General features: G+C 71.7%; 18 protein-coding genes. 3 read left to right on the plus strand and 15 right to left on the minus strand.

What is annotated here, in order from left to right:
* Positions 1 to 3: 3 nt before the first annotated feature.
* Complete coding sequence (locus P5G59_RS05000) at positions 4 to 1,227, minus strand: branched-chain amino acid ABC transporter substrate-binding protein (RefSeq protein WP_301216586.1); 1,224 nt, start codon at positions 1,225 to 1,227, stop codon at positions 4 to 6.
* A gap of 217 nt (positions 1,228 to 1,444) precedes the next feature.
* On the opposite strand from P5G59_RS05000, the gene P5G59_RS05005 reads away from it, so the two are divergent.
* On the plus strand, positions 1,445 to 2,506 hold the full coding sequence (locus P5G59_RS05005; RefSeq protein ID WP_301216588.1) for a GNAT family N-acetyltransferase: 1,062 nt from the start codon (positions 1,445 to 1,447) through the stop codon (positions 2,504 to 2,506).
* Between the two features lie 10 nt (positions 2,507 to 2,516).
* Here the strand turns inward: P5G59_RS05005 and mutM are convergent, their stop codons facing one another.
* The 10 genes from mutM to P5G59_RS05055 form a co-directional block, all read right to left on the minus strand.
* Positions 2,517 to 3,431: a bifunctional DNA-formamidopyrimidine glycosylase/DNA-(apurinic or apyrimidinic site) lyase gene (gene mutM, locus P5G59_RS05010; RefSeq protein ID WP_301216590.1), complete on the minus strand. Its 915-nt coding sequence runs from the start codon at positions 3,429 to 3,431 to the stop codon at positions 2,517 to 2,519.
* Complete coding sequence (gene rnc, locus P5G59_RS05015) at positions 3,409 to 4,122, minus strand: ribonuclease III (protein ID WP_301216592.1); 714 nt, start codon at positions 4,120 to 4,122, stop codon at positions 3,409 to 3,411. Before rnc ends, mutM begins: the two co-directional genes overlap by 23 nt.
* A 26-nt stretch (positions 4,123 to 4,148) precedes the next feature.
* Complete coding sequence (gene rpmF, locus P5G59_RS05020) at positions 4,149 to 4,352, minus strand: 50S ribosomal protein L32 (protein ID WP_064108731.1); 204 nt, start codon at positions 4,350 to 4,352, stop codon at positions 4,149 to 4,151.
* Positions 4,353 to 4,354: 2 nt separating this feature from the next.
* Positions 4,355 to 4,918: a YceD family protein gene (locus P5G59_RS05025; RefSeq protein WP_301216596.1), complete on the minus strand. Its 564-nt coding sequence runs from the start codon at positions 4,916 to 4,918 to the stop codon at positions 4,355 to 4,357.
* Positions 4,919 to 4,929: 11 nt separating this feature from the next.
* Positions 4,930 to 7,197 (minus strand): transglutaminase TgpA family protein, encoded by a 2,268-nt coding sequence (locus tag P5G59_RS05030; RefSeq protein ID WP_301216598.1) that lies wholly within the window; start codon positions 7,195 to 7,197, stop codon positions 4,930 to 4,932.
* On the minus strand, positions 7,187 to 8,518 hold the full coding sequence (locus tag P5G59_RS05035; RefSeq protein WP_301216600.1) for a DUF58 domain-containing protein: 1,332 nt from the start codon (positions 8,516 to 8,518) through the stop codon (positions 7,187 to 7,189). Before P5G59_RS05035 ends, P5G59_RS05030 begins: the two co-directional genes overlap by 11 nt.
* A 1-nt stretch (position 8,519) precedes the next feature.
* Positions 8,520 to 9,578, minus strand: a complete 1,059-nt coding sequence (locus P5G59_RS05040) for an AAA family ATPase (protein WP_301216602.1) — start codon at positions 9,576 to 9,578, stop codon at positions 8,520 to 8,522.
* Between the two features lie 14 nt (positions 9,579 to 9,592).
* Complete coding sequence (gene coaD, locus P5G59_RS05045; RefSeq protein WP_175337473.1) at positions 9,593 to 10,075, minus strand: pantetheine-phosphate adenylyltransferase; 483 nt, start codon at positions 10,073 to 10,075, stop codon at positions 9,593 to 9,595.
* Positions 10,076 to 10,160: 85 nt separating this feature from the next.
* Entirely contained in the window at positions 10,161 to 12,377 is a 2,217-nt protein-coding gene (locus P5G59_RS05050; protein ID WP_301216605.1) for an ATP-dependent DNA helicase RecG, read from the minus strand.
* Positions 12,374 to 13,138: a hypothetical protein gene (locus tag P5G59_RS05055; RefSeq protein ID WP_301216607.1), complete on the minus strand. Its 765-nt coding sequence runs from the start codon at positions 13,136 to 13,138 to the stop codon at positions 12,374 to 12,376. The genes P5G59_RS05050 and P5G59_RS05055 overlap by 4 nt, the downstream gene beginning before the upstream one ends.
* Before the next feature lie 49 nt (positions 13,139 to 13,187).
* Between P5G59_RS05055 and rsmD the strand changes: the two genes are divergently transcribed.
* Positions 13,188 to 13,763 carry a 16S rRNA (guanine(966)-N(2))-methyltransferase RsmD gene (rsmD, locus tag P5G59_RS05060; protein WP_301216609.1) on the plus strand — a complete coding sequence of 192 codons (576 nt, stop codon included), beginning with the start codon at positions 13,188 to 13,190 and terminating at the stop codon, positions 13,761 to 13,763.
* Positions 13,764 to 13,847: 84 nt separating this feature from the next.
* Here the strand turns inward: rsmD and thiL are convergent, their stop codons facing one another.
* Positions 13,848 to 14,852, minus strand: coding sequence for a thiamine-phosphate kinase (thiL, locus tag P5G59_RS05065; RefSeq protein ID WP_301216611.1), 1,005 nt, complete (start codon positions 14,850 to 14,852; stop codon positions 13,848 to 13,850).
* Positions 14,853 to 14,877: 25 nt separating this feature from the next.
* Between thiL and P5G59_RS05070 the strand changes: the two genes are divergently transcribed.
* Entirely contained in the window at positions 14,878 to 15,372 is a 495-nt protein-coding gene (locus tag P5G59_RS05070; RefSeq protein ID WP_301216613.1) for a DUF3515 family protein, read from the plus strand.
* Between the two features lie 9 nt (positions 15,373 to 15,381).
* Here the strand turns inward: P5G59_RS05070 and P5G59_RS05075 are convergent, their stop codons facing one another.
* Genes P5G59_RS05075 through P5G59_RS05085 form a run of 3 tightly spaced genes read right to left on the minus strand, consistent with a single transcriptional unit; the run spans position 15,382 to position 18,323 of the window.
* Complete coding sequence (locus P5G59_RS05075; protein WP_301216614.1) at positions 15,382 to 16,479, minus strand: D-alanine--D-alanine ligase family protein; 1,098 nt, start codon at positions 16,477 to 16,479, stop codon at positions 15,382 to 15,384.
* Complete coding sequence (locus P5G59_RS05080; protein WP_301216616.1) at positions 16,391 to 17,521, minus strand: NAD(P)H-dependent glycerol-3-phosphate dehydrogenase; 1,131 nt, start codon at positions 17,519 to 17,521, stop codon at positions 16,391 to 16,393. Before P5G59_RS05080 ends, P5G59_RS05075 begins: the two co-directional genes overlap by 89 nt.
* Positions 17,514 to 18,323 (minus strand): lysophospholipid acyltransferase family protein, encoded by an 810-nt coding sequence (locus tag P5G59_RS05085; RefSeq protein ID WP_435871236.1) that lies wholly within the window; start codon positions 18,321 to 18,323, stop codon positions 17,514 to 17,516. Before P5G59_RS05085 ends, P5G59_RS05080 begins: the two co-directional genes overlap by 8 nt.
* Positions 18,324 to 18,332 lie beyond the last annotated feature (9 nt).

The raw sequence follows: 18,332 nt of genomic DNA on the forward strand, positions 1-18,332 counted from the left end.
GGATCAGCCGATGGTGCCGATCGGCACGATCTTGCCGTTCTCGACCTTGTAGCCGTAGACGGCCGGGGCCTGCAGCTCACCCGTGGAGTCCCACTTGTAGTGCTTGCTCAGACCGTCGGCGTCGTAGTCCTTGACCCAGGAGAGCAGGTCGGCGCGGGTCGTCTTGCCCTTGTCGATGCCCGCCAGGAGGACGGTGGTGGCGTCGTAGCCCTCGATCGAGTACGTGCCCGGCTCGGCGTTGGCGAGCTTCTTGTAGGCCGACTCGAAGTCGGGGATCAGCTCACCCGGGATGCAGGGGCAGGTGAAGTAGGCGTTGCCCGAGGCGTCGCCGGCCAGCTTGATGAACTGGTCGTCCTTCACGCCGTCGGGGCCGACGAACGTGCCCTTGTAGCCCTTGTTGACCAGCTGCTGGTCGAACGGAGCGCCCTCGGCGTAGTAGCCCGCGTAGTAGACCGCATCCGGCTTCGCGTTGATGATCTTGGAGATCGTCGCGGAGAAGTCCTTCTGGCCGGTGGTCACCTTGTCGGTGCCGACGAGCGCGTCGCCGAGCGCCTTCGAGGTCTGCGTGCCGAGGCCGATGCCGTAGTCGGAGTCGTCCTGGACCAGGTAGACCTTCTTGGCCTTCAGCTTGTCCGTGAGGAACTTCGCCGCGGCCGGACCCTGCACGGCGTCGTTGCCGAGGCCGCGGAAGAAGGTCTTCCACCCGTTCTGGGTCAGGCCGGGGTTGGTGGCCGACGGGGTGATGTGGACGAGACCCTGCTGCTCGAAGATGTTGCCGGTCGCCTTGGACTCGCCCGAGAACGGCAGGCCGACGACGCCGACGATGTCGGACTCGTTGACCGCCTGGGTCACCGGACCGGTCGCCTTGTTCGGGTCGCCCTCGGTGTCGAACTTCTTGAAGCCGACCTGGCAGCCCTTGTTGGCCTCGTTGTGCTGGTTGATCGCCAGCTGGATGCCGTTGTAGATGTTGATTCCGAGCTGGGCGTTCGGGCCCGTCTCGGCACCCACGTAGCCGATGGTCAGGCCAGCAGGACACGTGGCCTTTCCGTCGCCGGCGGGGAGGACGGCGTCCTTCGGGACATCGACCGACGTGATCGCCGGGATGTCCACCTTGGACGAGCCCCCGTTGCTGGATCCTCCCGTGGACGGCTGGTTGGCACATCCGGCGAGGAACAGTGCGACTGACGCTGCAACAGCCGCACCGATGATGACTTTCTTCCGTAGCATCTCTTGCCTCTCGACGTTATTGCGTCACGAACTCGCCGTTTTCGCCGGTTCGTGCCACGAATATGTGTGCTGAGAATACAGGGCTCGCAACGATTTGCAACCAACATCGGAACGCAGATTTACACGATCGAAACCAAACGGTGAAGGCGGGTTCACACGCAATCGGCGCCTGGATAGGCTGATTGCCTCGCGACCGGCCCGAGGAGGTGTTCGCGCGATGCGTGTGATGCGGCTGCCCATCCCTGAGGCCGTCGGCACGCCCGGATCCGCCGCCTTCGAGGAGCTCGTCGGCGTGCTGAACGGCATCGTCGTCGACCTGTGGGGCGACGACGACTTCGTCGAGACCGCGGAGCAGGCGCTCGCCGCCCACCAGGAGCAGGACTACACCGAGCGCACCGTCTTCGTGGCCGTTGAGGAGGGGGCGATCGTGGGGCGGGTCGAGGCGATCTTCCCGCTGGAGCCGGACTCGGAGACCGTGTCGTTGCTGGTCGACGTCGTCCCCGCTCTGCGCGGCCGTGGGATCGGGTCGGCGCTGCTGGCGAAGGGCGAGGAGCTCGCGGCCGACGGCGGCAGGCGGGTGATCTCGACGTACACCGAGCACCCGATGCGGACCCTGGAGCCGACCGACCGGCTCGTGCGGGCGCAGGCGGGGACCGCCGGGCTGCCGCCCGAGTCGCGCGACGTGCGGTTCGCCCTGCGCCATGGCTACACCCTCGGCCAGATCGAGCGCTCGAGCGAGCTGCAGCTCCCGCTCCCCCGCGAGCGGGAGCACGGGCTGACGATGACGCTCGACGGCTACCGGCTGGTGTCGTGGTGGGGCGCGGCGCCCGACGACCTGCTCGAGCAGTTCGCTGCGATGAAGTCACGGATGTCGACCGACATCCCGCAGACCGGCATCGCGGTCGACCCGGAGGACTGGGACGGCGAACGCGTGCGGTCGCAGGAGCGCACCCTGGTCGCGCACGGCGAGCCGCTGCTGGTCACCGCGGCCGTGCACGAGGCGACCGGCGGGATCGCCGCCTACACGGAGCTCGCGGTCCCCGCCGACGGGACCAAGGCGGAGCAGTACGACACGCTCGTCGCCCGCGCGCACCGCGGCCACCGGCTGGGGACCGCGGTCAAGCTGCGCAACATCCAGGAGCTGGGGCGGCGCGCCCCGCACATCCGCCGCATCCTGACCTGGAACGCGGACGAGAACGACCCCATGCTGGCGATCAACCGCGCCTTCGGCTTCCGCCCGCACGCGCTGACCGGCCACTGGCAGAAGACCCTCGACTGAGCCCCCGCGATCAGGCGGCGGCGCGCGGGCGGCGCAACCGCTGGCAGTGCGGGCAGAAGTGCGAGCCGCGGTTCATGAACTGCTCGCGGACGATGAGGGTTCCGCAGCGCGGGCACGGCTTCCCCTGCTGGCCGTACGCGTTGAGGCTGTGCGAGAAGTACCCCGACGCGCCGTTCACGTTGACGTACTGCGCGTCGAAGCTCGTGCCGCCCTCGGCGAGGGCCTTCTCGAGCACGTGCCGCACCTCCGCCAGCAGCGTGCGGGCTTTCGCCCGGCTGAGCGTGTTCGCGGGCTGGGCGTAGTGGATGCGCGCCGCCCAGAGCGCCTCGTCGGCGTAGATGTTGCCGATGCCGCTCACCAGGGTCTGGTCGAGCAGGGCGCGCTTGATGTCGGTCTTCTTGCACGCCAGCGCAGCGAAGAACGCGGCATCGTCGAACGCGGGATCGAGCGGGTCGCGCGCGATGTGGGTGACCTGCGTGGGGATGAGCGCCTCGTCGGTCCCGAGGCCCGCCGGTGCGCCGTCGGCGGTCGGGACGAGCGCATCCACCGCCATGGAGCCGAAGATGCGCTGGTCGACGAAGTGCACCCACAGTTCGCCGTGCACAGGATGTTCGATGTGCAGCCGGATGCGCAGCAGCCCCGCCTCGACCATCCCCGGCTCGCGGAGCAGGATCTGGCCGCTCATCCCGAGATGGGCCACGATCGCGCGGCGAGGCATCCCCTCCAGCGGGAGCCAGAGGAACTTGCCGCGGCGCACCGGGCGTTGCATGACCCGGCCGGTCAGCAGCGTCTCGAAGACGCCGGCGAGCGGGTCGTGCCGTTTCAGCGAACGCGGCTCGAAGACCTCGACGCCGAGGATGGTCGCACCCGTGACCGCCGGTTCGAGCCCGGCGCGGACGACCTCAACCTCGGGGAGCTCTGGCACGTCGTCTCGTCAGTTCCGTCCAGGCGCTGAGCGCCGCGGCCATCTCGGCCTGCTTCTTGCTCGTTCCCTCGCCGGTGGCGGTGACGAGCTCGCCGACCTCGACGGTGGCGTGGAAGGTCTTGGAATGGTCCGGGCCGGAGTTCGTGACCGAGTAGACCGGGGCCCCGGCGCCGCGGCGCGCGGCGACCTCCTGCAGGCTGGTCTTCGGGTCCATCGCGGCGCCGAAGCGCTCCGGGTCGTCGAGCAGGGGTTCGACCAGCCGCAGGACGAGCGCCGTCGCGGCGTCCCCGCCGGCGTCGAGGTAGGCGGCACCGATGAGCGCCTCCACCGTGTCGGCGAGGATGGAGGCCTTCTCGCGGCCGCCGCTCTGGTTCTCGCCACGGCCGAGCCGCAGGTACTCCCCCAGTCCGATGCCGCGCGCGACCTCGGCGAGGGCGACGGAGCTGACGAGGCTGGCGCGCCGCTTGGCGAGCTCCCCTTCGTCGAGGTCCGGGTTCTCCCGGAACAGCTTGACGGTGACCGCCTGCCCGAGGATCGAGTCGCCGAGGAACTCCAGGCGCTCGTTGTTCGGGATGCCGCCGTGCTCGTACGCGTACGAGCGGTGCGTCAGCGCAAGCTCGAGAAGCTCGGGGCCGATCTCGACCCCGAGCTTCTGGAGAAGTGCAGTGCGGTCAGTGTTCTCTCCGACCACGGTGTTCACTCGCGTGAGCGCGACGATCAGACGTCGGCGACCTTGCGGCCCTTGTACTCGAGGAAGAGGGCGGTGCCCGCCGAGTCCTCGACGACCTTGGCGCGGTGCGGCAGGCTGTAGGTGACCTTGCCGTTCTCGATCGTCTTCACGAGCGTGGGGGCCGAGGCCTTCCACTGCGAACGACGGGCGTGGGTGTTGGCGCGCGACTGCTTCCGCTTGGGAACGGCCATGGCTATCTCTTCTCTGTGTTCGTTCCGGACACATCCGGGCGGTCATCGGTGTCGGAAGCCTGGAAACCAGCGAGCGCGGACCAGCGAGGATCGATGGTCTGCGTGGGCTCACGGTCCGGTACATCCGCCAGCCTCTCCCCGGTCTCGGGGTCGAGACCCGGGCAGTCCGGCCGGCACACCGGCTGGAACGGCAGTGACAGCACCACCGCATCCCTGATCAGAGGTTCAAGATCCACGTGGTCGTCGTGAACCTCATGATCGAAAGCTTCGTCAGAAGGATACGCGAAAAGTTCCTGGAAATCGACTTGGACAGGCTGCTCGATGTCGATCAGGCAGCGTCCGCAGACGCCGACGGCGGTCGTCGTGGCGTCTCCGGTGGCGAGGATCCCCTCGTGCATCGACTCCAGCCGAAGGTCGAGATCGATGGTCGCGCCCTCGGGGACGCTGATCAGCCCCTCGCCCAGTTTCGCCGTCACCGGGATGCTGATGCGCTCCTCGCGCATCGTGCCGGGACGGCGCTCGAGGTCGTACACATTGATCGCGTACGGGGAGTTCTTGGTAGTCACGAGGGACTATTTTACGCGGCATTCCGCGGCCTGACGGCGGAAGACCAGCCCGCTGGCAGCAACGACACAGGAACGAGCAGCGCCTTCGCGCGCAGCGCAGGGCCGGCCTGCGCCTCCAGCGCGCCGAGCACCGCCTCGAGGTCGTCGGCGAGGCCGCCCGCCCACCTCCGCATCGGCGGTCCGTAGGCGTCGCGCTCCATCGCCGCGAGCAGCCGGCGGAGCGCCTCCTCCGCCGGCGTCCCGGCGACGGCCGCGCCCACCCGGTCGGCGAACACCCGCGGCGTCTCGGTCGGCGGCGCGGTCCAGCCGAGGTCGCGCACCGTGTCGCGCAACTCGTCCCACGCGAGGGACGCACCGCCCCACTCGTCGCTCAGCTCCCGCAGCCGCCGTCGGCGCCGCAGCCGCCGCCACACCGCGGGGGTGAGGAGGACGCCGACGGCCAGCAGGGCGACGCCGATGCCGGTCGCCAGCGGCTGGCCGCCGGAGGTCGTGGTCGAGGTGGCGGCGCCGGCCGGGTTCGCCGGGTCGGTCGGGACGAGGGCGCGCGGGGCGGAGGTGGAGCCGGAGGTCGAGCTCGGCGCCGGCGCGGCGGCATCCACCTGCGGGCGGGTGTAGTCGGGAACGGTCCCCCGCCCGACGGTCGGCTCGAACGGCACCCAGCCCACGCCCGCGAAGTACAGCTCCGGCCACGCGTGCAGGTCGTCGCTCGTCACGGTGTACTCGCCGGGGTTGGTCGCGGTCCCCCCGCTCGTGGCGCCGGGCAGGTAGCCCTCCGCGACACGCGATGGGATGCCGAGCGTGCGCGCCATCAGGGCCATCGCGGACGCGAAGTGGACGCAGTACCCGCTCTTGACCTCGAGGAACCGCGCGATCACGCGGGAGCCGTCGCCGTCGTAGCCCTGCTTCAACGGTGTCTGGGTGGAGTAGACGAAGCTGTTGTCGCGGAAGTAGTCCTGCAGCGCCACCGCCTTGTCGTACTCGGTGAGCGCGTCCTTCGTCGCCGAGAGCGCGGTGTCCTGGATGATCGACGGCAGGTTCGGCGGCAGGAAGAGGTCGCGCTGAACGTCCGCCGGGACGAACCCGCCCGCCGCCTTCAGCTGATCGGCGGTCGGCTGCAGCACGAGGCTCGTCGCCGTGTACTTCTGGCCCTGCGTCGTCGCGTTGATGCCACCGATCGTGAGGTCGTCCGGATCCCACGACCAGGTGCCGTTCAGCCCCTTCACCGACTGCACCGGCGCCGGGGCGGGAAGCCAGCGGCTGGTCATGTTGTCGATCGAGACGGTCGTGGTGATCTTCGTCGTCTTGACCGTGTCCGCGAGCCCCGCGACGGGCCCGATCTTCGCGCCGTCGCTGAGCCGGTTGGTGTCGCGCTCGCGGTGCTTCCAGACCGACCCGGTGAACTGGTCGAGGGAGGCGAGCTTGAGGTACTGGCCGCTCTTCGCCGACGTCGTGTACGTCAGTGCACGCACGGCGGCGGGGCGGCGCAGGTCCTTGCCCAGGTCCACGAGCGGCGTCACGGTGCCACCGATGGAGATTCCCCCGGCGGTGAAGGACGTGGCTCCTCCCTGGTCGAAGCCGGGCGCCGTGCCGGCGAGCAGCACCGCGACGACGACGGCGGACGCCCCGACGGAGAGCGCGGGCACCGGACGCGGAGTGCCCTGCCGCCGCGTCCGGATGTCGCAGCGCAGCAGCCAGAGGTAGGCGGCGGCCGAGGCGGCGAGGGCGATCGGGTCGAGACCGTCGCCGAGCAGGGCGCCGGGCACGACCAGCACCGCGCCGACCCCGAGGGCGGTGAAGGCCGGTGCGCGGATGGCCACGGCCAGGAGGTCGAGGATGACCGCGAGCAGGCAGCCGCCGCCGACCACGAGGAACAGGAACTCGGGGAGCGCCTGCGCGGGCGTCCCCTGCTGATAGATGGAGAGCAGCGCCTGCTGCCCGTAGTCGGACCAGCTGCGGACGGTCGCCGGCGTCGGGATGAGGCCGAGCAGCCCTGTGCCCCGGCCGAACGCCACCGTCATCACCACCGCCGCCTCCACGGCGAGCAGCACGGGGACGAGCCCGCGGTGCACGCCGACGGCGCGCAGCCCTGCGCCGGTGACGAGGATGCCGGCGGCGGTCGCCACCAGGGCGAACCACCATCCCGCGCCCTGGATGAGGCCCGAGAGCGCATAGCTCAGCGCGAGCACCTGGACGATCAGCGCACCCGTGATGCGCCAGTACGCGACCCGGTGCCGACCGGCGACCCGGGGCACCGCGACGGCGAGCGACTCAGTCGCCACGCGAGACCACCCCCTCCCGCTGGCGGCGGACGGCGCGCTGCCACGCGTCCGCGGGGTCGTCGCCCGCCTCGAACCGCACGCACATCCACCCGGCGTCCGCGAGCACCTCGACCGCGTCGTCCGGCAGGGACGCGGCGACGAAGGCCACGGCGGGGTCGCCCATCGAGCGCAGCGAGGCGAGCGCCCCGAGCTCCGTCGGCGGGGTGCTCCCGAGCACAGCGAACACGGGCACCGGGCGGCCCGCGCGGCGCAGGCCCGCCCCGAGCTCGGCGACCGCGTCCTCCCGCCCCGCAGGCGACGACTCGACCGCGGCGAGGTCCGCCAGCAGCATCCGGTCGGCGCTTCCGGTGTCGTAGGTGGCGGTCGTCGCGCCCATCGTGCCCGTGCGCCCGGCGCCGCTGCGGCCGGAGAGCTGCCGCTCGCCGGTCTCGACGATGCTGAGCACGAAGCCCTCGTCGAGCAGATGCACGCCGATCGAGGCGACCAGATCGACGAGGGTCTCGAACTCGGCCGCGGCGGCCGCGTCGTGCGCCGGCAGGGGCCGCGTGTCCATCAGCATCCACGCCTCGGGGTTGCTGCGCTGCTCCTCCTGCCGCACCATCAGCTGGTCGTGCTTCGCCGTCGCTCGCCAGTGCACCCGCCGCAGCGGATCGCCGGGCCGGTACTCGCGCGCGATGAGCTCGTCGGCGCTCGGGATGCTGTGGCGCAGCAGCTCGTGCTCCGTGCCCTCGCTGTGCGCGACATCCAGCTCGCCCCGGCTCAGCGCGACCACGCGCGGCGTGACGAGCAGCTGCCGCGGCTGGCCGAGCGCGTACTCGGCGTACGCGACGCCGAACGGGTCGGTGCGGCTGACGACGAGCGGGCCGACGGGATGAGCGCCGCGCCGCTCCGGGACCACCTCCTGCCGGAGCACCGTGGTGTCCCTGCCGTGATAGCCCTCGGCCTGGTGGGCGCCCAGCCGCGGAAGCGGTGCCGGCCCCTGCACCCCGACCTCCGGCGCCGCCGACTCCCGCCAGCGCGCCGCAGGGCTCGGCCGCGCCGACTGGTTGCGCACGGTCGTCACGATCGTGGTCCGCTCCCCCGCCGCGACCACGTCGGGGTGGAAGCTGCGCGTCACGGTCAGTCGCGGCCGGTCCACCGTCACCGAGATCATGGCGGCGAGGGGCAGCACGGTCAGGAAGACGCCCACGAACAGCACGTCGGTGCGCCCGAACCAGGCGGAGGCGATCAGCGCGACGACGCCGACGGCGCCGAGGGTCCAGCCGCGCGCGGTCGGCCGCGGCCGCTTCAGCGGCGAGGAGGCGCGACCGCGGGCGGGCACCCTAGCGACCCTGGCCGCCGACCGAGCCGGAACCCACCGGGACCGGCGTCGACGCGACGATCCGCCGCACGATGTCGGCGATGACGGGCGCACTCTCGTGGTGGTGCCCGAGAGCGCGGCTGGTGGGGAGCAGCCGGTGGCCGAGCACGGGAACGGCCAGCGCGTCCACGTCGTCGGGGAGGACGAAGTCGCGGCCGGCGAGCGCCGCCATCGCCTTGGCGGCTCGGATCAGCTGCAGGGTCGCACGCGGGCTGGCGCCGAGCCGCAGGTCGCGGTCCTCGCGCGTCGCGCGCACCAGATCCACCGCGTACTGCTTGACCGGGGTCGAAGCGAAAACGCTGCGCGCGGTGACCATCATCGCCCGCAACTCGTCGGAGGTGACGACGGGACGGATGCGCGAGAGCGGGCTGGAGGTGTCGCGCGTGGTCAGCATGGCGAGCTCGGAGCCTTCGTCGGGGTAGCCCATGGCGATCCGGGCCATGAAGCGGTCGCGCTGCGCCTCGGGCAGGGCGTAGGTGCCCTCCATCTCGACCGGGTTCTGCGTCGCGACCACGATGAACGGCGCGGCGAGTGGATAGGTCGATCCGTCGACCGTGACCTGGCGCTCCTCCATGCACTCCAGCAGCGCGGACTGCGTCTTGGGGCTGGCCCGGTTGATCTCGTCGCCGATGACGATGTTCGCGAAGATGGCGCCCGGCTTGAACTCGAACCGCCGCTCCGCCTGGTTGTAGACCGACACGCCCGTCACGTCGCTCGGCAGCAGGTCCGGCGTGAACTGGATGCGGCTCACCGTGCAGTCGACCGATTTGGCCAGCGACTTGGCGAGCATGGTCTTGCCGACGCCGGGGACGTCCTCGATCAGGAGGTGCCCCTCGGCCAGGAGCACGACCAGGGCGGTCTGCACGGCTTCGTGCTTTCCGTCGATGACGGACTCGACGTTGGCGGTGATCTGCTCCGCGGCGCGTCTCAGCTCGTCCAGGTCCATCCCGGGCGCCGCGCCCGTCTCCTCCTCCGGCGCGACCGAGGACTCGGTGGGCTGACGCGTCGCGTAACTGTTCATGGCTCCCCCGGTGGCTAGGTCTCTTGGAGGTACTCGTGGACGGCCGGCGGCACGTACGGGCTGACGTCGCCGCCGAGGGCGGACACCTGGCGCACGAGCGAGCTCGACACGTGGGCGTTCGCCGGGTTGGGCAGGAGGAACACGGTCTCGACGTCGGCGAGATGCCGGTTGACGATGGCCATCGGGGTCTCGTAGGTGACGTCCACCTGCGAACGGATGCCCTTGACCAGGACGTGGGCTCCGACATCCGTGCAGTAGTCGACGAGCAGGCCGACCGACCAGGACGCGATGACGATGTTGCCGACGATGCCCGCGTCCTCGATCGAGCGCTCGATCAGCGCGACCCGCTGCGCGATCGGCAGCAGCGCGGATTTGTCCGGATTGTGCACCACGACGACGTGCACTTCGTCCCACAGGCGCGCCGCACGCTCGATCACATCGAGGTGCCCGAGGGTGACCGGGTCGAACGATCCAGGGACAACGGCGATCCTGTTCATAGACCTCCAGACTATCCCGCGGTTCCCGGCATTTCGTTGTGAATCCGTTACCAAACGATTGCGTCGGCGTGGCGTGGGCCCGCGGCTACGACTTGCCGAGGAAGGCGCGCTCGCTCTCGTCCAGGCGCCGGGCGAGCGCGGCGGCGAGTGCAGGGTGGGCCGCGAGAGTCGGGTCGCCCTCCAGCGTCTCCTCCGCGGCGACGCGCGCGTCGGCGATCAGCTCGCCGTCGCTGGCGACGCGCAGCAGCCGCAGCGACGAGCGGCCGCCGGACTGCCTGCTGCCGAGCACGTCGCCTTCGCGGCGCAGCTCCAGGTCGACGTTCGCGAGCTCGAAGCCGTCGAGGGTCGCGGCGACGGCCTCCACCCGCTCGCGGGCGAGGGTGTCCTGCTCGGCGGAGGTCACCAGCAGGCAGAGGCCCGGGATGTCGCCCCGCCCCACACGCCCGCGCAGCTGGTGCAGCTGCGACACGCCGAAGCGGTCCGCGTCGAGCACGACCATGGCCGACGCGTTCGGGACGTTGACGCCCACCTCGATCACCGTTGTGGCGATGAGCAGGTCGATGTCGCCCGCGGCGAACGACCGCATCACCTCGTCCTTCGTCTCGGAGGGCAGCCGTCCGTGCAGCACGCCGATGCGGGCCTGGGCGAAGAGCGGGTCGGCCCGCACCTGCGCGGCGACGGCCTCCACGTTGGCGATCGGCCGCGGCGTCGCGCCCTCCGCGGACTCGGTCGGCTCCGGCTCCTCGCCGTCGTCCTCCACGTCCTTGCCGGAGATCGCCGGGCAGACGACGAATACCTGCCGCCCCTTCGCGATCTCCTCGGAGGCGCGCTCCCAGATCCTGCGCTCCCACCCCGGCCGGTCGGCGAGCGGGACGACGAAGCTCTCGATGCCCTGGCGGCCGGCGGGCAGCTGGGCGATCGTCGAGACGTCCAGGTCGCCGAAGACGGTCATGGCGACGGTGCGCGGGATGGGTGTCGCCGTGAGCACGAGCACGTGCGGCGGCGTGCCACCCTTCGCGCGCAGCGCCTCCCGCTGCTCGACGCCGAAGCGGTGCTGCTCGTCCACCACCACCAGCCCGAGGTCGAAGAAGGTGACGGCGTCGCCGAGCAGGGCGTGTGTGCCGACCACGATCCGCGCCTGCCCGGAGACCGTGCGCAGCAGGGCACGCTTGCGCTCGGCGGTCGAGAGCTGCCCGGTGAGGAGCGTCGGCATGAGCTGGGCCGAGAGGTCCGGACCGAGCATCGAGGCGATCGATCGCAGGTGCTGCGCGGCGAGCACCTCGGTGGGGGCCAGCAGCGCCGACTGGCCGCCGGAGTCGGCGACCGCGAGCATGGCCCGCAGGGCGACCAGGGTCTTGCCGGAGCCGACCTCGCCCTGCACCAGCCGGTGCATCGCCGCCGTGTCGGCGAGGTCGCGCTCGATCTCACGGCCCACGACCTCCTGGTCGCCCGTGAGCGAAAACGGCAGGGCCGCGTCGAAGCGCTCGAGCAGGCCGCCCGGCACGGCGGTCCGCGGGGTGGCGGCGACCTGACGGGTCGCGGCGCGCTGCTGCAGCAGGGCCGCCTGCAGCACGAACGCCTCCTGGAACCGCAGCGCGTCGCGGGCGCGCTGCCACTGCGCGTCCTTCTGCGGGCGGTGGACGCCCTCCAGCGCATCGCGGAACGACACCAGCCCGCGCTCGGCGACCACCGCGTCCGGGACCGGATCCGGAACCGGCCCGAGGGCGTCGAGCGCGAGACCGACGGCCTTCTGCACCTGCCAACTGGCCACGGTGCCCGTCGCCGGGTAGATCGAGATCGGCGTCTGCGCCCACTCCTTCGCGGCCGCGCCGCCGGGGATGACGGCGTCGGCGGCGTCCGGCTCGAACAGCTCGTAGTCGGGATGCGCCAGCTGCAGAGCGCCGCGATACGCGGACACCTTGCCCGCGAAGATGCCGCGCACGCCAGGGACCAGCTCGCGGGAGCGCCACGCCTGGTTGAAGAACGTGAGCGTGAGGATGCCCTCGCCGTCGGAGATCTTCACCTCGAGGATGCTGCCGCGTCGCGCCCGCATCGGACGCTCCTGCACGCGCAGCACCTCGGCGATGATCGTGACGTTCTCGTCGAGCGGCAGGTTCGCCAGCGCGGTCAGCTCGCCGCGCTTCGCGTACCGGCGCGGGTAGTGGCTGAGCAGGTCGGCGACGGTGCGCATCCCGAACGCCTTCTCGAACGCGGAAGCGGTACGCCCGCCGAGCACCCCGCTCAGCCGTGCGTCGAGGCCGACCGAGCCTGCGTCGGCGGCGGCCGGGGCGGAGGAGGTCATGACTCGATCGTAGGCGTGTCCTCCGACGCATTCGGCCCGAGGATCGCCTCCAGCTGCTCCAGCTCCTCCCGCACCGCCGGCTCGTCGGGCCGTTCGGCGGCCAGGCGTCGCTGCAGGGGCATGGCCTCCTCCGCCCGCCCCAGCTCGCGCAGACACCGGGCGACGGCCCACTGGGCGGCGAAACGCTGATCCGGCGTCCCGACCTCCTCGGCGAACGACAGGGCGTCCTCGAACGACACGAGCGCGGCTGCGGCGTCCCCGTCGGTGAAGCGGGACCAGCCGCGGAGCTCGTGCAGGACGACGCCCCAGCGCAGTGTGCGCGGATCGTCGGTTCCGGACAGGTCGGAGAGGGCCTCGTCGATCCACTGCTCGGCGTGCGCCGCGTCGCTCTCGGCGAGGACGGCGCCGGTCTCGACCGCGAGGGCCACCTCTCCGTCCCGGCGGGCGGCCCGCAGCGCCTCCTGCAGCACCTCGACGGCCTCCTCGTAGCGGCCCTCGGCACTCCGCAGGCGGCCGCGCTCCAGCAGCACGCGCACCTCCAGCCGGCCCGCGGCGGGTTCGAGCGAGTCGAGCAGCGCCTCCGCCTCCGCGAACCGGCCCTGCATCCCGAGCGCGCGGGCGCGCTGGGTCTCCAGCTCCGCCCGGACGAGCTCCGACCACCCCGGCTGCGCGGCGGCGGCGGCGAGCCGCTCCGCCGAGGCGATCGGGTCACCGGGGAGCCACAGGGCGTCGAGCTCTGCCTGCTCCAGGCGTTCCTCCATCCCTTCATCTTGGCGGCAGAGGGCTCCCCGAGGCTAGGCTCGGAGGGCAATGACCCGAATCGTCTCCGGCTTCGCCGGCTCGCTGACCCTGCAGGTTCCCAAGAGTGGAACCCGGCCCACCAGCGACCGGGTGCGCGAGGCGATCTTCTCGGCCCTGGACGCGCGGGATGCGGTGCACGGCGCCCGCGTGCTCGACCTGTATGCCGGCTCCGGGGCGCTGGGGCTCGAGGCGGCCAGCCGCGGAGCGTCGTCGGTGGTCCTGGTCGAGAAGAGCCCGGCGGCCGCGCAGGTCTGCCGCCGCAACGCCGCCGCGGTGACCGCCGCCGCCCGCTCCGCGAAGGTCGCGCCCCCGGCGATCGAGGTGCGCGCGACCAGCGCCCAGAGCTATCTGTCCGGCGCGGCCGGTCCCTTCGACGTCGTCTTCCTCGACCCGCCGTACGACGTCGGCGACGCGGAGCTGCTCGCGGTGCTCACCGCCCTCGTCCCGCTGCTCTCCGACGACGCCGAGGTCTGCGTCGAGCGCAGCACCCGCACCCCCGCCCCCACGCTGCCCGCGAGCCTCGCCCTGGCCCGCCACAAGCCCTACGGCGAGACCGCCATCCACTGGCTCACACCCGCGTCCTGACCCGCCGACCTCCATCGAATCCTCGAAGAGTGCACGCGACACGCCGCGCGGGCGTGGAGCTTTCGCGGACTCGATGGTTGGGGGTCAGCCGGCGCGGCCGGACCAGTCCTGGTACGGGTCCCAGCCGCCGCGGTCGGTGAAGGGGCGGCCGTCGATGAGGAGGACGCCGTCGCCTGCGCGGACCTCGCCGACCCGGCGGAAGCCGCCGGGGAGGGCGGTGCCGGGCGGGAAGGCGGCGAGCAGGCCGTGGTCCTCTCCGCCGCTCAGCGCGGTGCGCACGTCCGGGCCGAGGGTGGACGTGTCCAAGTCGATGGCGACGCCGCTCGCCTCGGCGACCCGCCGCGCGTCGAGGGCCAGCCCGTCGCTCAGGTCGAGCATCGCGGTCGCACCGGCCTCCGCTGCCAGCGGGCCGTCCGCGATCGGGGGACGCGGGCGCAACTGGGCGCCGACGAGCTCGGGATGCTCGGCGACGACGGCGGCGAAGCGGTCCGCGTCGGGCTCGCCGGCCTCATCCACTGCCTCGGCGAACAGCAGGCCGAGGCCGGCCGCCGCCGCTCCGAGTGGCCCGGACACGGCGACGACGTCGCCCGGGCGTGCTCCGCTGCGGAGGACCGGCGAGCGGCCCTCCAGGTCGCCGAACGCGGTCACCGCGAAGGTCAGCGTGGCCGACACGGAGAGGTCGCCGCCGACGACGCCGCACCCCGGCTGCAGCGCCTCGCACGCCAGCCGGAAACCGTCAGCGACCGACTCCAGCCACGCCACCTCGGTCTCCGGGGGCGCGGCGATCGCCACCACGAGCGCCGTCGGGACGGCGCCCATCGCGGCGACGTCGGAGAGGTTCGTCACCGCGGCCTTCCAGCCGAGATCCTCCGGGCCCGACCAGGCGAGCCGGAAGTCCGGGCCGTGCACCATCATGTCCGTCGTCACCACGAACCGCCCGTCCGGGGCGGCGAGCACGGCGGCGTCATCCCCCGGGCCGACCAGGGTGGCGCGCGACTCCGGGAGCCGGGGGAAGATGCGCCGCAGCGCCTCCCGCTCCGACGCCTCGCCGATGGTGAGGCCGGACCCGTCGCTCCCAGAGATTCCCATGAACTGAAACGGTAGCCTGAAACCGATGAAGTCCCGTCGCGCCCTCCCGGTCGTCCTGCTCGCCTCCGCCGCCGTCCTGCTCGCGGGGTGCGCCCCGACCGTGTCGCTCGACCCCGCCGCGAACGCCAACGCCCCCGGCTGCGCCGAGATCAGCGTGCGCCTGCCGGACTCGGTCGCCGACAAGGCGAAGCGGGAGACCGACGCGCAGGCGACCGGTGCCTGGGGCGACCCGGCCGCGGTGATCCTGCGCTGCGGCGTGCCCCCGATCGGCGCCACGACGAAGCCGTGTGTCAACGTCAACGGGGTCGACTGGGTGCTGATGACAGACCCAGCCGCCAAGACGATCGTCTACCAGACGTTCGGGCGGACGCCGGCGACCGAGGTGATCATCGACCACGTCTCCGGGGTCTCCGACTCGTCGGTGCTGCCCGAGTTCGCGAGCGCGATCTCGACCGTGAAGCAGACGCAGAAGTGCCTCTCCACGCTCGACACCGACCCGACGGCGACGCCGAGCCCGTAGCCCCGGCCGTCAGGCGGCGGCGCGCGCCAGGGCCACCTGGATGAGCTCGTCGATCAGGGCGGGATACGGAAGCCCGCTCTCCTGCCAGCAGCGCGGGAACATCGAGATCGGCGTGAAGCCGGGCATGGTGTTGATCTCGTTGATGACGAAGCCGCCGTCGGTCAGGAAGAAGTCGACGCGCGCGAGGCCCTCTCCCCCGATCGCGTCGAAGCCGCGGATCGCCAGGTCGGCCATCTCGGCCAGCTGCGTCTCGGTGAGGTCGGCCGGGCAGACCAGGTCGATGCCGGGAGCGTCGAGGTACTTCGCTGCGAAGTCGTAGAAGTCGCGGCCGCTGACCACGATCTCCCCGGCGACCGACGCCCGCGCCGGCTCACCCGGGCGGCCCCCGAGCACGGCGATCTCGACCTCGCGGCCGGTCACCATCGACTCGATGAGCACCCGGTCGTCCTCGGCCAGGGCGGTCTCCATCGCGGCGTCGAGTTCCGACCAGTCCTTCACCTTGGTGACGCCGACGCTCGATCCGGCCCGGGCGGGCTTCACGAACGCGGGCAGCCCGAGACCGGCGGCGGCCTCGCGGACCGCGTCCGCATCCTGCCCCCACTCGTACGCGGTCACCGTGAGCCAGGGCGCGACCGGGATGCCCGCCTGCTGCAGCACGGTCTTCGTGAAGTGCTTGTCCATGCCGAGCGCGCTCGCCAGCACGCCGCTCCCGACGTACGGGAGGCCGACGAGCTCGAGCAGGCCCTGCAGCGTGCCGTCCTCGCCCCACGGTCCGTGCAGGATCGGGAACACGATGTCGACCTCTCCGAGCGACCGGCGGGCGCCGTCGGCGTCCACCACCGTCAGCTCGCGCGTGGCGACGCTGTCCGGCCACAGCACACGCGTGCCGTTGTCCTCGACCTCGGGGAGGTGCTCGGCGTTCAGCGCGAAACGCGCCGCGTCGTCCGGCTGCAGCGTGAACGCGCCCTCGTGCGTGATCCCGACCGGGATGACGTCGTAGCGGTCGCGGTCGATCGCCTCAAGGACGCCGGCCGCCGTCGCGCAGCTGATCGAATGCTCGCTTGAGCGACCCCCAAACAGAAGTGCGACCGTGACCTTGTCCGTCATCCGTTGTCCTTTCGCCCTGCGGCTCGTCCGAATCCGTCGTGAGATGCGGAGCGATGTCTTTCGGATCGAGCGTACCGGCGAGCACCTGGCTCACCTGACGGACGATCGGCATGTCCACCCCGCGCGCCTCGGCGAGGCTCAGGATGGGCGCGACGGAGGCGAGACCCTCCGCCGTCTGGTTCATCTGCTTCACGACGTCGTGGAAGCCGTAGCCCTGCCCGAGCAGGCGCCCGGCGGTGTTGTTGCGGCTGAGCGGCGATTCGCAGGTGGCGATGAGATCGCCGAGGCCGGCGAGCCCGGACAGCGTCTCCGGCTGTGCGCCGTACGCCACCGCGAAGTCGGTCATCTCGACCAGCCCGCGCGTGATGATCGACGCCTTCGTGTTCTCGCCGTAGCCGACGCCGTCGACGATGCCGATGGCGACGGCGATCAGGTTCTTGAGCACGCCGCCGAACTCGGTGCCGATGACGTCGGTGTTGACGAAGCTGCGGAAGTAGCGGTTCGTCGCGGAGATCGCGACAGCCTGCGCGGTCTCCAGGCTCGCCGAGGACACGACCGCCGCCGTCGGCTGCTCCCGGGCGATCTCGAGCGCCAGGTTCGGCCCCGAGGCGACCGCGATGCGCTCCTGCTCGATCGGGAGGCCCTGGGCGATCACCTCGCTCATCCGCAGGCCGGTGCCCTTCTCGACGCCCTTCATCAGGCTGACGACGATCGTCTCCGGCCCGAGGAACGGGATCATCGCCTCGAGGTTCGAGCGGAGGGTCTGACTCGGGATCGACACGAAGACCTGCTCCGCGTCCCGCATCGCCTCGCCGAGCCGGGGGGTCGCACGCAGGTTGCGCGGGAGGTTGATGCCCTCCAGGTAGTCGCTGTTGCGCTTGACCTCGTTGATCTCGCGCGCCAGCTCCGGACGCCGGGCCCACAGGACGACGTCGGAGCCGCCGTCGGCGAGGATCTTCGCGAACGTCGTGCCCCAGCTGCCCGCGCCGAGAACGGCGATACGGCGGGGACGCGCGACGGGAGCCTTCACTGCCTTAGCCATCGAAGCGTCCGGTCTCCTTCTGGTTGTGCTGCGTGGGGTCCCACCGCTCCGCGGGGGCCTTCTCACCGCGCAGATCCTCCAGGAGGCGGGTGATCGCGTCCATGATCACCCCTGTCGCCTCGGTGAGGGTCGTGTTGTCGAGCGGGCGGTCCCGGAACGCCGAGAGGTCGACGGGGTCGCCGACCTTCACGTCGATGGTCTTGCGCGGGAACCAGCTGATCTTCTTGGAGTACCGCGCCATGACCTGCTGGGTGCCCCAGTGGGCGATCGGGATCACCGGGAGGCCGGTCTCCAGTGCCATGCGGGCCGCACCCGTCTTGCCGCGCATCGGCCACATGTCGGGGTCGCGGGTCAGCGAGCCCTCCGGGTAGATGATGACGATCCGGCCCTCCTCCGCGATCTTGCGCGCGGCGTCGAGGGGCGCGGCGCCGCGGGCGCTGCCGCCGCGGGCGACCGGCACCTGGCCGGACCGGCGCAGGAACCAGCCGAGGACCGGGACCGTGAACAGGCTCTCCTTGGCGAGGAACCGCGGCAGCCGGCCGAGCTTCCAGGAGACCATCCCCATCATCACGGGGTCGATCTCGCTGTAGTGGTTGGGCGTCAGGATGAAGGCGCCGGTGCGCGGGAGCTTGTCGGCGTCCACCACCCGGAACCGGGCGAGCAGCGACCCGATCGGGATCACGAGGGCCGCCAGCACCCAGAACACCGACGGACGGCTCTTCTCGGATCGCTGCTTCTTCACGGGCGGGTTCGAATCGGGCACCGTCCCATTATCCGCGACCCGGGATGGTGCACGGCGCATACGCGCGAG

It is taken from the genome of Leifsonia virtsii (genome assembly GCF_030433675.1).
GTDB classification, from domain to species: domain Bacteria; phylum Actinomycetota; class Actinomycetes; order Actinomycetales; family Microbacteriaceae; genus Leifsonia; species Leifsonia virtsii.